Below are 13,868 nucleotides of genomic sequence, written 5' to 3'. Positions count from 1 at the left end.
GGGCAGACCGTTGGCCAACCGCCATCGCCAGGCCCGCCTTAAGCAAGGAGTGATGGTCTTGAGCCCCGACAACACCCATAACGCCAGACGTTGGCTGTGCGCCGCCAGCGTTCTCCTGCTCCCCCTCACCATCGCCCAGGCCCAGGACCAGGCCCAGGACCAGAGCGACGCTGCCGTGTCGAGCGCCGCGCAGACGGGCCAAGCCCCCGGGGCGAAGATCCTTCAGCAGAGCTGCCAGGCCTGCCACCTCCCCGCCCAGCGCGACGACGGCAGCACCCGCTACTCGCGCATCTCCGACCAGCGCAAGACGCCGGAAGGCTGGCGCATGACCATCAACCGCATGATCCACCTGCGCGGCGTGGCCCTGGCCGAGGCAGACATCGCGCCGCTGGTGCAGTACCTGGCCGACACCCAGGGCCTGGCCCCGAGCGAGGCGGCGCCCTATCGCTACCTGCTGGAACAGGACACCAACCGAGCCGAAAGCGGCCTCGATCCCGAGCTCGAAACCATGTGCGCCCGCTGTCACTCCGGCGCCCGGGTCGCCCTGCAGCGTCGCACCGAGCAGGAATGGCAGTACCTGGTCAACTTCCATATGGCCCAGTTCCCCACCACCGAACTTCAAGCCTTCGCCCGGGACCGCCCCTGGTATCGCATCGCCCACGATGAGGTGGCGCCGCGGCTCGCCGAGCGCTACGGCTTCGACAACGCCGCCTGGCAGCAGTGGCTCGACGCCGACAAGCCAGCACTCGAGGGCGACTGGCGCCTGGTCGGCCACCTGCCGCGCCGCGGCGACTTCGATGCCCGCATGAGCGCCATTCCCCAGGACGACGGCAGCCTGGCGCTGCGCCTGGACGGCACCAGCGCGGACGGAAGCGTGCTGACCGGGCAAGGAACGGCGCGCATCTACAGCGGCTACGAGTGGCGCGGCGAGCTCGACATCGACGGCACTACCTGGCGTCAGGTGCTGGCCACCGACGGCGACGGCAAACGCCTCCAGGGCCGCATGTTCCGCGCCGACATGGACGTGATGGGCGGCCCGCTGCGCGCCATTCGCGCGGATGCCGCGGCCGAGGTGCTGAGCGTCTCGCCGAGCTATCTCAAGCGCGGAGACAGCACCGAGATCACCATCGTCGGCCAACACCTGGACGGCGAGCCGTCCCTCGGCGCGGGCATCGCGGTGCTGGAAATCCTCGACCGCGACGCGGACGGCCTGCGCCTGCGGGTCCAGGCCGCCAGCGATGCCACCCTCGGTCCGCGTGACGTCGGCGTGGGGGAGGCAAGCCTTGGCCAGTCGTTGGTGGTGTACGACAAGCTCGCCCGACTCGAGGTAGAACCGGCCAACGCCGTGGCACGCATCGGCGGCAACGCCGGCCCCTTGGCCAAGATGCCGGTGCCCTACCGCGCCATCGGCTACGCCGCCGGCCCCGACGGCAAGGCTGGCAGCGACGACGACCTGCGCCTGGGCTATATGCCGGTGACCTGGTCCATCGCCCCCGCCGACGAGATCGCCGAACACGAACAAGACGCCCAGTTTGCGGGCGGCTTCGACGAGCACGGCGTCTTCGTTCCTGGCGATGCCGGGCCCAACCCGGAGCGGCCCAAGCGCGCCAACAACGTCGGCCGCCTGAAGGCCATCGCCACCCGAGAGGAAGGCGGCGAAACCATCACCGCCAGCGGCCGGCTGATCGTCGCCGTGCAGGACTACGTCAAACGCGTGATCGAGTAGCACAGGCCAACCTCAGCGAAACAGCCGTGAGCGCAACAGCAGCAAGCAGCACCGGGCGGCGCCGAGACACCGGGCCGCCCAGCCCCTGAACGACGACGCCGGCGCGACCGCCCCCGACGCCAGCGCAACTGACGACAACGACAACTCAGACCGAGGTGACCATGGGAGCCATGCGGCTAGTCGAGCCCAACCTGCACCGGGTAGACGTCCACTCGCGGCAGATGCTCTTTCATATTCCGACCAGCGGCCTCTTCGAGCTCGACGCGTTGAGCCGGGACCTGCTGGCCCTGTTCGACCGCGAAGGCAGCGTCGACGAGACGGCGCTGCAGACGCTGGAGCCACGCCACAGCAAGGGCGACATCCGCGATACCGTGGAAGAACTGCGCCAGCTTGAGGTCATCGAGGCCCCCGGCCAGGCGGTCCAGATCAACCCGGACCCGGTCAAGATCAAGCGCTTCCCGCTGACGACCGTGGTGCTCAACGTCAACACCGGCTGCAACCTGAGCTGCACCTACTGCTACAAGGAAGACCTGACCACCCCCTCCAAGGGCCAGAAGATGGCGCTGAATACCGCGCTATCGTCGATCGAGATGCTGCTCAAGGAATCCCCCGGCCAGCCGCGCTACAACGTGGTGTTCTTCGGCGGCGAGCCGCTGTCGAACATGGCCCTGATCCGTGACGTGGTGGGCTACTGCGAAGAGCGTTTCGCCACCCTTGACGCCGATGTCGATTTCACCCTGACCACCAACGCCACCCTGCTGACCGAGAAGCTCGTCGACTGGCTCGACGAGCACCGCGTCGGCATCACGGTGTCCATGGATGGCCCCAAGGCCATGCACGACAAGAACCGCATCACCGTCGGCGGCCAGGGCACCTACGACGTGGTCAAGCGCAAGGTCGAGATGCTGCTGGCGCGTTACCGCTCCCGCCCGGTGGGCTGCCGCGTGACCCTGACCCGGGGCATCACCGACGTCGAGGCGATCTTCGACCACCTCTATCACGAGCTCGGCTTCACCGAGGTCGGCTTCGGCCCGGTGACCGCCGGCGATATCGCCGCCTACAACCTCACCGACGGCGAGCTCAAGGAGGTCTTCGCCGGCATGCAGCGGCTCGGCGAGCGCTACATCGACAGCGCCATCGCCGGGCGTAGCCTCGGCTTCGGCAACATGCACCAGTTGCTCACCGACATGCACGAAGGCAACAAGAAGCTGCTGCCCTGCGGCGCCGGCGTCGGCCTGCTGGCGGTGGACCACCAGGGTGGCATCAACCTGTGCCACCGCTTTACCGGCTCCGACATGCCGCTGTTCGGCGACGTCGACCACGGCATCGACAAACCACGCCTGGCCGAATTCGTCGAGGCCCGTCTGGACCGCAGCGACACCGGCTGCGAAACCTGCCGCATCCGCAACCTGTGCTCCGGAGGCTGCTACCACGAGAGCTACGCCAAGGTCGGCGACGCCACCCAGCCGACCTACCACTACTGCGACCTGATGCGCGACTGGGTCGACTTCGGCATCGCCGCCTACTCCCGCATCCTGCACGACAACCCGAGCTTCTTCGCCACGCACGTGTCGCCGAGAAGGAGTGCCTGACCATGAAACACCTCAAGTCCCTGAACAACAAAGCCCGCCTGCTGGACGCCGCGGAGGGCACCGACGAACGCGAAGAAGTGGTCGCGATGCAGACCATCGTCGGCTGCACCGCCACCGCCGACCCCGGCTGGGAGATCGACGCCTTCGGCGGCCTGGCCTCGCTGTGCCAGCCGATGGAATCGGACCTCTACGGCTGCGCCGACGCCTGCTGGTGGCCGGCCCAGGTGCCGGACACCATGAATAGCTACCCCGAGTGGGGCAGCGGCGTGGACAAGGTCGACCAGGACTGGCGGCGCATCGATGGCATCGTCGAAGACGACAGGTAACCGGACACGCCCTCGAGGGGCTTAAGCGCCTTCGACGATATTGAAACGCAACAGGGAGTTACGATGACGACCATCATCCCCCCACCCCAACGCGCGATCCACCCGCCGACCGCCGCGCTGATCGCCGTGGCCGCCCTGGTGAGCCTGGCCGGCGCCGCGACGATGGCCAGCGCCCACAGCGTCGATGCCAGCGGCGCCGAGATCGACGGCCCCCACACCGGCGGCAAGGAATACCTGCTGACGGTCACCCGGCCCAACGACCTGCAGGTCATCGACATGACCAGCAACGAATTGGTGCGTAGCTGCGAGATTCCAGGCCCCTTCGGCTCCGGCATCATGTCCCCGGCCCCGGACGGCAGGGTGGTCTACATCCTCAGCAACCTGTGGCAGGACATCATCGGCATCGACATCCAAAGCTGCGAGGTGACCTTCCACGCCGCCCAGTCGAGCCCCGGCGAAACCGTGAAGTCCTTTCAGTCCGTGGCCGTCAGCGCCGACGGCACCGAGGTCTACACGGTGCAGAACCCGACCCAGCTCAAGCTCGACCACTTCGAGGTACTCGAGCCACGGCTTGCCGTGTTCAACGTCGCCGACGGCCTCGACGCCAAGGCGGTGCGCACCTTCCCGGTGGACCGCCGCATCACCAAGATCGTCGCCACCGACACCGGCGACGTCATCCTCGGCGGCGGCGACTTGAAGGCCATCGACCCGAACACCGGCGACACCCGCCTGGTCATGGCACTGCAGAACTGGGACCGCGGCCCCCGCTGGTCGACCCCGGACGCCTTCGCCATGCACACCCAGGGCGGCCCGGCCCACGAGTACATCATGCCGTACTCCACCGCCGAGTTTGCCGACGACAACCAGGACATGGCCAGCGCCAACTGGTGGTGGGGCATCGCCCGGGTGGACCTTGCCACCGGCGAGGCCGAGCGCATGGAAATCGCCCCCTTGAGCGAAGTCATCATGAACTTCGCCACCGACCCCACCGACGACAATACCCTGTACGGCGTCTTCAACGGCGTGCACAAGATCGACATCGCCAACCAGACCATCACCGAGCGCTACGACCTGCCCCACACCTATTACACCGTCAACGTCTCAAGAGACGGCAAGACGGTCTACGCCGGCGGCACTAGCAGCGACATCTCCGTCCACCGCGCCGACACCCTGGAGAAGATCAAGAGCATTCAACTACCGGGCGACATGTCCACCACAGACATGCGCGTAGCGTATATATCGGACCCTGGGTCGTAGGCGCGAAGCGACCTTTTCGGCATTATTCCGTGGTGACAGGCAGCCCCGTGGGGGCTGAAACCTCGGATGTGAGCCAGAGATAAAAGCAAACGAAACATCAACGTTAAGATTTTTTGAAAGCGGCCCTGCATATAGGCCGCTTTTTTGTTCTATATTGATCGGAGGTTGGGGCCTGGAGTGCGAGGGGCTCTGGTTATCTATATACGATGGCCGCTTTCGACCCAAAGCAGCCCTTCCGGCAAAAGCGGCATGCTGATTCAGCCTTGTTATGCAGCTTACATGATAATCTATGCTAAGTGTGAGAAGGAGAAGTTGTGCACTCTGCATCTTCAATAAGAAAAATATCCGAGATATGTCTAGGTAACAGGGTTGCGCTTCCTGAGTTGGCCGGAGTCTATGCCTTTTGGTGGATTGCAGATCGAGATGAGCTGTTGGCGGCAAATTGTCATATTGTCTTGAAGGGGCCTAGTGGCAGGTTGGTCGATGTTGAATTCAAGGATTGGTGGCCTCCTGAACTGGAGTTTCCCTGTTTGTATGTGGGTAAATCAACAAACATTAAGAAGCGACTTTCTCTCCATATCATGCGAGGTTTTCCTGCCCGCCAACACCAAATTCCGGGGGACAATCAGAAACAGCGTACAGTAACCACTTCTTGCCAGGTGCGCTACGGTACCGTAGCATGTATTCAACAGCCACAGCGCACCGATCAATATAATCAACAACAAGATGGGGCTTTCATTTACAACTCGTTTTTCCGATAATTCAACAGCGGAACGGTTTTACACGGAGAGTCGCTTAATTGGGATCTGGAGGCCTTGGTTTAATGTTGATCCTGAGCGATAATCCACTTAATGAAGCGTTAGGAGAATGATTTTGAAGCCGATCTTTACAGTTCATGCTGGCGAGTTTGTTTTTGGCGAGCATGTTGAAAAGAATTTCCAAGGGCTGCGGCTTTGGGTGCCGACGAAAGACACAGGAATAGACTTTTTGGTTACTGATTCGGCTGGTAGGAAGACTGTCTCAGTACAGGTAAAGATGTCTCGTGATTATCGGCCGTCATTAGCAACTACTGAGTTTGATAAAAGCCTCAAAGCCGCAGGATGGTTTGTTTTTAACCACTCAGCCCTGGAGTCCTCACCTGCCGATATTTGGAGCATCATCCTGATTTCTCATGAAAGGAAGTCGAAGCCAGTTTTTCTCAATGTCCCTCCAAACGAACTGTTGCGTTGTTTGGTCGAAACACACGGGAAGCAAAAGAATTATCACTTGTACCCATGGTTGTTTACTGATGGGCGGTGCATCGAAGGACGAGGTTTGCAGAAGGCTGATAAGCGGGCCTTTATGGCGAGGCAATATGATACTGCCAGCCGTGACCTGGGCACATTCCATGAAAACTGGGAGTTCCTTAATGCGCTCAGCGGATAGCGGTGCTTTTACTATGGCGTTAATCCTCCTAACAAGTCGTAGCATGGTGACTGCTTTTCCGACGCACTGCGGCTCCAAACCGGCACCTGTGCCAAGCGTTATATCAGAGACGCCTACTACATTGTGCCTTCGGCTACATTCCGTAGGCGCAAATGCTGCAAAATGTTAAATTAAGGATGTATGAAAGAATTTAGAGCTGATTTTACTGAGAGTCTTGTCCACCTCACGCGTGAGAGGATAGGCCCCCCATTGCAAGATGGTAAGCCCGCCGACAACTCGGAGCACTCTGCACTTGACGTACTCTGTGAAGTATTGAACGACGGTAAACTACGCGGCAGCACGAATTCCGGTTTCATAAAAGGCAATACACCTGCCGTATGCTTTTCCGAGTGCCCATTGTCAGCGGTAAAGCTTTTCGCTCAAAAAAGCGATGAGGAAAACGCCAGATATCGATTTTATGGCATTGCCGTTAGCAAAAACTCCGCTTTTAATCAGGGAGCTCGACCAGTTATCTATCTCCCAGATGACGAAAGTGATTGGATTCCCAGTTCAGAAAAATGGCGTCACGTGCGCTTCGAGCACGGGAAGGTTGACTGGACCTTCGAACGTGAGTGGCGATCAAAGGGAGATTTTGACTTGGGCAACACGCTTGGTTTCTATGTTGTTCATTGGCATCCCAAGGAAAGAGAGCGGCTGAAGCCCGCCTTAAGAGAAGATTTGAGGGACAAAGTTCGTGGCTACTTGCCAATGTTGCATCTCAACCAGATGTTCTAACAAAATTTCACAATCGGCTGCACGGCAACCAATTTTCCGCCGCTTCACGGCTCCAAACTGGCACGAGAGCTAGGCATTAAAGCTCTATATCAATGGTTCCTAAAAGACCGCTTATGGCCGAAAGCTGCCCCCTACACTTAGCCTTCGAGTCCAACAATAACACACCCATCCACCACTAAATTAAAACAGACCACCAATGCCGCTTCTGCTTTCCGAGCAGACAACGGCACCGATTCAACGCATCGCGGCCTCGTAGATCATTCGTTCCTTTCGCCCTACGGATATGAATGCCGTGCTCAACCTCTCGCTGGAAGCATCCCTCGTCGTCCATGATGTTATCGCGCCCGAGTGCTGGCTAAGCCAGGTCGCCTCGATGCACGACATCACTTGGCTACCCCCACTACCCTGAGATTAGCCAACGAGGTCTTCCAGCCAAACGTAGATCTTGTGGCTGCAGATCTTCAGGTCGAGACTGACCAGCTTATCTCCCAGACAGGGGCCGGAGACACAGTGACCATCCCACACTCGGAACAACGCGCCATGTGCAAAGCAGGTAATATATCTACCGTCGCTGCTCAGAAAGTGATCCTTCTTCCAGGCCATGCGTGCCCCTTGAATATGGGGGCAAGCATTACGATAAGCGAGAAACGTCGTTGCATCTCGTCGCACAACGAAGAGGCTATCCCTGCCAATGCCGAGTGGGTCGAATCCGCGTGACTCCCCCTCCGGAATATCCTCCAGCGCTGCCAAGTATACCCAGCCTGCGGCCATGGCTCTATTTTCCGGCACCCGGAGGCGGCCCCCCCATCGGGGCCCATTTCGGGGTGCTCTGGAACAGGAACACCTGAGAGTTCTCGGCGTTGGAAGCCGCTTCTCTGGCGACCCAGTTCTCATCATGCTTATCCATATCCGCGTCGTACTCGACATGCACACCCATCGGTGAATTAAAATACCAGAACCAGTTCGATCCGAATTTGTGTTTACCTGGCCCCCAGAAGCTCTCGTAGCCTTTGTTAATCATGCGAGTCCCCGCCGACATCAACTCGGATGGCCCCTGCATATGGAAGGCAACATGCTCGAGGCCCTGCATATATTCCGGAGTCTGAATAAGAAACAGGACATGATGATCATCGTTGGCCTGTGGACGCAGGAAGGGGCCGGTGTTAGTGAATCGATCGGTGACAACGAATCCCAACCTCTCGGTGTAAAAGCGCTGCATGCGCTCCACGTCCGGAGTGAAATACACCACGTGGGAAAGCGTTCGTGGCAATGCAGGTGCTTGCTCATCTGCCCCGATGTCGTTCAGCGCGCGTCCGGGTTCCGCTCCGGGCGAGTTGATCTGCTCGGCAGGCAGATCGAGGTGGCGACGGTTGGTGACTTGGAAGGCGATCTCGAAGCCTACATCATCCGTGCACGTCAGGCGGCCTTCCGGCGAGACGGCAACCTCCCTGTCAGTCGATAACTCCGCTCTGATCATGTCCAAGGCCGCCTGATCTTCTACGCCCCACACGGTCTGGCGCAGGCTGTTGGCCGTCGGCAGCGGCTCAGGCAAGAATGCCGAGTCGCGATGGTCAACGCGGATCGCCGTGCCATCCAGAGCCTCGAAACGCAGACTGCCATCCTCTTGCAGTCGTTCCGTCAAACCGAAGTCCAGCAGGAATGACCTTGATGCACCGATATCGTCGACACCGAATACGACCTCGTCTGGCCCAATAATTTGCATAGTTGCCTCATTGGCTGAGCTGTTGGCGTGGTGGGGGCGAGTAACCCGCATCCCGATGAGGCAACGCTACGAGCAATGCTGTTGACAGAAAAATGATTCTTCGTGATTCGACAAATTGATCATGTGAATGAATTCATACCACCACTTATATTGATACTATCAATACTTAGTATTTACATTTTCCATTTTCATGACCGCACCAATTCAGGGCACAAATGGATGCACAACTATGACAACCGACCGTGATTCATGCCATGCATTTCAATAAGTTGGACCTCAACCTCCTGGTCGCCCTCGATCATATGCTGACACTCAAATCGGTCAGCCGCGCCGCCGAGCGCATGAACCTGACCCAGTCGGCCATGTCCAACGCCCTCACCCGGCTACGAAGCTATTTCGACGACCCTCTTCTGGTGCAGGTGGGGCGTCGCATGGAGCTGACACCTCGAGCCCAAGCCATGAAGCATTCGGTACGCGATATCCTTGTGCGTATCGAGGCCACGGTGGATACCGACCTCGTGTTCGATCCCAGTCAGTCGACACGTGACTTCCGCATCATTCTTTCGGACTTCACCATGACCGCCCTGATGCCCAGGGTCCTGGAACTCGCCGATGCGGAATCTTCCTCACTCAACTTCCAGCTTCTTCCCCAAGTCGAGTCGCCCCATCAAGCCATCGAGAAAGGTGATGCCGATGTTCTGATCGCTCCTGCTCCCTTGACCTCGCCCGAGCACCCCAGTGCGCATCTGTTCAGCGAATCCTATGTCTGCATCACCTGCTCCAGAAGCAGGCATCACGGCAAGAGCATGACGCTAGAGCGCTACACGGCTGCGCGCCACGTGCAGATGATACCGACCACGGGTGCGGCGACCTTCGAGCAACAATGGCTGGAAGGCCTCGGTATATTTCGTGACATCGCACTGAAAAGCTATACCTTTGCGTCGCTCCCCCACCTTGTCGTGAACAGTGATCGTATCGCAACGGTACACCGGCACCTTGCGCAGCAGTACCAGTCCATCCTTCCTATCGAAATACACTCGCTTCCGTTCGACGTTCCTGTACTAGAAGAGCGTATTCAGTGGCACGCCTATCGCGACCAAGACCCCGGCATTCGCTGGCTCACTGACCTGATGCGGCGTGCGTCAAAGATGTTGATATAGACCAAATATCACTCTTATAAATCCCTACTATTTGACTCCTCAACTTCCCGTGCCCAAGTCCTGCCGTTAGGCTAGACATAGGAGGTAATTTATATGAACAAAGATAACATTCTGGTAGTTGGTGGTGGCATCGGCGGGTTGACAGTGTCCATTGCGCTGCGGCGAAAGGGCTTCTCTGTCACGCTGATCGAAAGGGAGCCTGAATGGCCTGCCACGGGTGTGGGTATTATCCAGCAGTTCAACGTACTTCGCGTGATGGCCGACATGGATATTCTTGATGACTATCTGGCTAACTCGTACGGATTCGATGAGACTCACTGTTTTAATAGCCAAGGTGAGTCCATTTTCTCCTTCTCTTCGCCACGTTTAGCAGGAGAAGAACTTCCGTCAAACGTCGGTGTTAGTCGAATATCTCTCCAGAATATTCTAGCGAATAAGGCCACTGAATTGGGCACTGATATTCGCCTTGGAACGGTACTCGACCACTGGCAGGAAAAAACCGACGGCATTGACGCTGTCTTCAGTGATGGTAGTCGAGATAGCTTCCTACTGATGATTGGCGCCGATGGGATTTTTTCAAGCACTCGCCGCGCCATCTTCCCGCATGCCCCTGAACCACACTATACGGGCCAGTGGGTATGGCGCTACAACATGCCACGCCCTGAGGAGATCAAGGGTATCCACCTTTTCTATGGCCGCGTCAATGGCGGTCTGACTCCTTTATCCAGTGGGCTGATGTACTTGTTCATGCTCAGCGAAGAACCCGAGGATTTTCGGCTGGATCAACGTCAAGCCTGTGCAATGTTGCATCGCCGTTCCAGGGACGCCGCCCCTCAAATCCAGCAACTGATGAAATTCGTTCATGACGACCTCGAGGTGGTCGCAAAACCCCTCCAGGTCATCTTCATCGAAGGACCGTGGCACAAGGGCCGTGTGGTGCTGCTGGGAGATGCCGTACACGCCTCCACGCCGCACCTGGCGCAGGGGGCCGGTATGGCCATCGAAGACGCAATAGTGCTGGCCGATGAACTCTCGGGCTCGGGTGACCTCGAGGAGGTCTTCAGCCGCTATCGCCAGCGGCGTTTTGAACGCTGCCGCTTCGTCAACATCAATTCTCGCGCCATTGGAGACATGCAGATGGGCACGAGGAACGATGTCGACCCCGGTGAGATCAACCGCCAGTGCCTGACGCTCATGGCGGAACCCATTTGAGACACTTGAAAGCGTCTGTCACAGGAGACCAGGACCTTGGCCTTATTCAACTATTTTCCCAACTATGTCTGGAACTTGTCCGTTGCCATCGCCATGGAAAGCGGCGCGAAACTGGGTGAGATCATGGACATGTGCCAACCCCTGCTGGAGGCGGCCCAAGGGGGCGAGGATGTTGGCACCGAAGCATTCATGCACGAGTGGGTCAAAGTCGCCGACCGCTTGGCTGGACTGGCGCAAGAAGACCAGACCAAGGGACATGACTTCTCGGCTAGCGACAAACTACAGCGCGCCTCGTTGTATTACCTCATCGCAGAACGTATGCAGGCCCAAGGGTCTCAAGGACGTATGGACAGCTTTGTGAAAGGCCGCCAGGCATTCGATGCGGGAGCCAAACTGGGAAGCCTCAACGTCCAGCGTGTCGAAATTCCCTATGGCGACAAGCACATCGCCGCGTTGTACAGCCGCGCTACGGGAGGTGAAGGCCCCGTTCCGGCAGTGGTCTTTCTGAACGGTCTCGACAGCTGCAAGGAAATGCTGTGGTGGTCGCGCCTGCCAGAGGAGCTCGCTCGTCGCGGCGTCAGTTGCCTGTGTGTCGACCAACCCGGTACAGGTGAAAGCCTGCGCCTCCAGGAGCTGCCCGCCACCTGGCGGGCCGAGGAATGGGGGACCCCAGTTTACGAGTGGCTGGCCAGTCGTGAGGATGTAGATGCATCTCGTATCGGCATCACCGGCATTTCCCTCGGGGGCTACTACGCCCCTCGCGTCTGTGCCATGGAGCCTCGCTACGCATCGGGCGCCGTATGGGGTGCCAACCACAACTGGGCAGAGGTACAACAGAAGCGACTGAAACGCGAAGGGGAAAACCCGGTTCCTCACTACTGGAATCACGTTCGGTGGGTCTTCGGAGCCAACGACAACAACGATTTCTTCCGGCGCGCGGAAGGTATGACCCTCGATGGCGTCATGGAAAAAATTCGTGTTCCCTTCCTCGTGACACATGGTGAACATGACCGCCAGATCAGCCTGGATTATGCGCACCAATCATATGATCAGCTAGAAAATTCTCCGCGCCGAAAACTGAAAATATTTACCGAGAGGGAAGGTGGAGTTGAGCACGTCGGCGCTGACAACATGAGCTACGGTCGACACTATATTGCGGATTGGTTTGCCGATACGCTTGGCGGAAGAACGTCCTGATCGTCCTGGGTCCTCTAGACACTACATCAGAGGGCCCTATTCATCCACTTTACCCTATTCATCCACTTTAGTATTAAACCGTCATTTAAATCATAAATGACCAACATAATTATAAGTGTTTTTTCTTGCCAGCTTGTGAGCGCTATCGTGAAAAAAGATCACTATTCACCGCCAACATGTGATCTTCAACAAGACATTCTCGTCGCCAAGTCCCACCTGAGAACACCCAAGGTGTTCCACATAACAACGATAGAGAGCTCACGATGATCAAGATCTTCGCAGTGACAGGAGTTTGCGCTCTTTTCACCGCTATCTGCCCCCACGCCCTCGCTCAGGATACATCGTCTCTTAGGTCACTCCCCCATCCCGGCCCTTCTGTCGGGGCACGGTCCCTGATCAATCTGGGCAATGCGGGCCTACTACAGCCGTTCTTTTCCAATCAGAAGTTTGGTGCGGCTCAGGCCAGAATGGGATCGGCACGCTTCGCTTACGGTGCGCACAGCAGCGATCCACAAAAGGTCGACTTTCGAGAAGACAGCAACATTCTGATCACCCCGGTAAATCTGATGCTGGAACTGCCCTCCTCTGTCGGCGCCAGTTACCTTCGCATCAACGGCGCTCGCACTGCCAGCGACTCGAGCCCCCACTCACTGGAGCTTGAAGGCGAGCTGTATCACGGTGAAATCGAGTTCCTGCACCTGCCCAACGAAAACGTAATGTGGGGGGTCGGTGTGGTCGCCAACAACTTCGAGAGTGAAGACCAGATCAGCGGAACCGAAGTCATTCGCGACAGCCTTGGTCTGCGCGTCGATTACCTGCACAAGTTCAGTGATCACTGGGGTATGGCCGCCCGCGGCCTGTACGTCTGGGGAGAGACGGAGAATCGTGTCTACGATATCCCTACTCGCTACGGCACATCGGAACTACGCAAGAAGCAGGGTGATGATCGCTACTATCTGCAGGCCGATGTGGTCGGCTCCTGGTTTGGCAATGACACCAGTTGGCTTCCACAAGGGACCCTGGCTCATCCCCGCATCGGCGCCCTGTACCACCACAGCTCCCTGAGCCCGACCTCCCCGCAGCTTGGAAATATCGAGTTGCCGAAAGAGACCGGAGTGAATGGTGCCGATGAGGAGTTCGGTCTTGCCTGGGCTCATTTCCGCCTGCAGAAGGCGCCGCAACCCACCCCCGGCCTTCAATGGCTCCCCAGTGCAACGCTCGGCGTCGAGTACGAGTACGAAAATGCACTGGATGAGCTGAACAATGAGGATACCTATGCCGTGCTAGGTGCTGGTATCACGGCCACGATGCAAGGCCACGGTGTGTTCCTGGACTACAAGCGCTACCAGGGCTTGCAGGGCGACCGCGAGAACAACGTCCTCGTCGCCGGCGTAACGCTGTCCTTCTGACGATCCGACAGCAATTCCTTCCCTGCTCAAGCGTTCTATCCAACAACAGTCGCGCTCTATAGCCATC

13 protein-coding genes are annotated in these 13,868 nt (G+C 58.5%); 11 read left to right on the top strand and 2 right to left on the bottom strand.

Annotated elements, in window-relative coordinates:
* Positions 1 to 58 precede the first annotated feature (58 nt).
* The 7 genes from peaA to ACUN9Y_RS03250 all read left to right on the top strand — a co-directional run bounded on the left by peaA (position 59) and on the right by ACUN9Y_RS03250 (position 7,100).
* Positions 59 to 1,726, top strand: coding sequence for a quinohemoprotein amine dehydrogenase subunit alpha (gene peaA, locus ACUN9Y_RS03280; RefSeq protein WP_445459251.1), 1,668 nt, complete (start codon positions 59 to 61; stop codon positions 1,724 to 1,726).
* Between the two features lie 161 nt (positions 1,727 to 1,887).
* Positions 1,888 to 3,318, top strand: coding sequence for a quinohemoprotein amine dehydrogenase maturation protein (peaB, locus tag ACUN9Y_RS03275; RefSeq protein ID WP_445459250.1), 1,431 nt, complete (start codon positions 1,888 to 1,890; stop codon positions 3,316 to 3,318).
* Positions 3,319 to 3,320: 2 nt separating this feature from the next.
* Positions 3,321 to 3,644 carry a quinohemoprotein amine dehydrogenase subunit gamma gene (gene qhpC, locus ACUN9Y_RS03270; RefSeq protein WP_445459249.1) on the top strand — a complete coding sequence of 108 codons (324 nt, stop codon included), beginning with the start codon at positions 3,321 to 3,323 and terminating at the stop codon, positions 3,642 to 3,644.
* 63 nt (positions 3,645 to 3,707) lie between these two features.
* The gene (peaD, locus tag ACUN9Y_RS03265; RefSeq protein ID WP_445459248.1) at positions 3,708 to 4,901 is read left to right on the top strand and encodes a quinohemoprotein amine dehydrogenase subunit beta; all 1,194 of its coding nucleotides are present in this window, start codon (positions 3,708 to 3,710) and stop codon (positions 4,899 to 4,901) included.
* A 314-nt stretch (positions 4,902 to 5,215) separates the two neighbouring features.
* Positions 5,216 to 5,662, top strand: a complete 447-nt coding sequence (locus ACUN9Y_RS03260) for a hypothetical protein (RefSeq protein ID WP_445459247.1) — start codon at positions 5,216 to 5,218, stop codon at positions 5,660 to 5,662.
* Between the two features lie 112 nt (positions 5,663 to 5,774).
* On the top strand, positions 5,775 to 6,326 hold the full coding sequence (locus tag ACUN9Y_RS03255) for a hypothetical protein (protein ID WP_445459246.1): 552 nt from the start codon (positions 5,775 to 5,777) through the stop codon (positions 6,324 to 6,326).
* A 249-nt stretch (positions 6,327 to 6,575) separates the two neighbouring features.
* On the top strand, positions 6,576 to 7,100 hold the full coding sequence (locus ACUN9Y_RS03250) for a hypothetical protein (protein WP_445459245.1): 525 nt from the start codon (positions 6,576 to 6,578) through the stop codon (positions 7,098 to 7,100).
* Between the two features lie 411 nt (positions 7,101 to 7,511).
* Here the strand turns inward: ACUN9Y_RS03250 and ACUN9Y_RS03245 are convergent, their stop codons facing one another.
* Both ACUN9Y_RS03245 and ACUN9Y_RS03240 read right to left on the bottom strand, forming a co-directional pair.
* The gene (locus tag ACUN9Y_RS03245) at positions 7,512 to 7,871 is read right to left on the bottom strand and encodes a Rieske (2Fe-2S) protein (protein WP_445459244.1); all 360 of its coding nucleotides are present in this window, start codon (positions 7,869 to 7,871) and stop codon (positions 7,512 to 7,514) included.
* A 4-nt stretch (positions 7,872 to 7,875) separates the two neighbouring features.
* Positions 7,876 to 8,823 (bottom strand): VOC family protein, encoded by a 948-nt coding sequence (locus tag ACUN9Y_RS03240; RefSeq protein WP_445459243.1) that lies wholly within the window; start codon positions 8,821 to 8,823, stop codon positions 7,876 to 7,878.
* A 242-nt stretch (positions 8,824 to 9,065) separates the two neighbouring features.
* On the opposite strand from ACUN9Y_RS03240, the gene ACUN9Y_RS03235 reads away from it, so the two are divergent.
* The 4 genes from ACUN9Y_RS03235 (at position 9,066) to ACUN9Y_RS03220 (ending at position 13,801) form a co-directional block, all read left to right on the top strand.
* Positions 9,066 to 9,983, top strand: coding sequence for a LysR family transcriptional regulator (locus ACUN9Y_RS03235; RefSeq protein WP_445459242.1), 918 nt, complete (start codon positions 9,066 to 9,068; stop codon positions 9,981 to 9,983).
* Positions 9,984 to 10,076: 93 nt separating this feature from the next.
* Positions 10,077 to 11,195 (top strand): FAD-dependent monooxygenase, encoded by a 1,119-nt coding sequence (locus ACUN9Y_RS03230; protein WP_445459241.1) that lies wholly within the window; start codon positions 10,077 to 10,079, stop codon positions 11,193 to 11,195.
* Positions 11,196 to 11,231: 36 nt separating this feature from the next.
* Positions 11,232 to 12,392 (top strand): alpha/beta hydrolase family protein, encoded by a 1,161-nt coding sequence (locus tag ACUN9Y_RS03225; protein ID WP_445459240.1) that lies wholly within the window; start codon positions 11,232 to 11,234, stop codon positions 12,390 to 12,392.
* Between the two features lie 263 nt (positions 12,393 to 12,655).
* Entirely contained in the window at positions 12,656 to 13,801 is a 1,146-nt protein-coding gene (locus tag ACUN9Y_RS03220; RefSeq protein ID WP_445459239.1) for a hypothetical protein, read from the top strand.
* The last annotated feature ends 67 nt before the right edge of the window (positions 13,802 to 13,868 follow it).

This window comes from Halomonas sp. V046, from assembly GCF_052645355.1.
Note: the sequence above shows the minus strand (reverse complement) of the source record. Positions and strands in the feature narration are given on the sequence as shown.

Excerpts from the sequence above, each read along its gene's own strand:
- ACUN9Y_RS03230 (WP_445459241.1), top strand. The coding sequence starts at position 10,077 with ATGAACAAAGATAACATTCTGGTAGTTGGTGGTGGCATCGGCGGGTTG.
- ACUN9Y_RS03240 (WP_445459243.1), bottom strand. The coding sequence starts at position 8,823 with ATGCAAATTATTGGGCCAGACGAGGTCGTATTCGGTGTCGACGATATC.
- ACUN9Y_RS03220 (WP_445459239.1), top strand. The coding sequence starts at position 12,656 with ATGATCAAGATCTTCGCAGTGACAGGAGTTTGCGCTCTTTTCACCGCT.
- ACUN9Y_RS03245 (WP_445459244.1), bottom strand. The coding sequence starts at position 7,871 with ATGGCCGCAGGCTGGGTATACTTGGCAGCGCTGGAGGATATTCCGGAG.
- qhpC (WP_445459249.1), top strand. The coding sequence starts at position 3,321 with ATGAAACACCTCAAGTCCCTGAACAACAAAGCCCGCCTGCTGGACGCC.
- peaD (WP_445459248.1), top strand. The coding sequence starts at position 3,708 with ATGACGACCATCATCCCCCCACCCCAACGCGCGATCCACCCGCCGACC.
- peaB (WP_445459250.1), top strand. The coding sequence starts at position 1,888 with ATGGGAGCCATGCGGCTAGTCGAGCCCAACCTGCACCGGGTAGACGTC.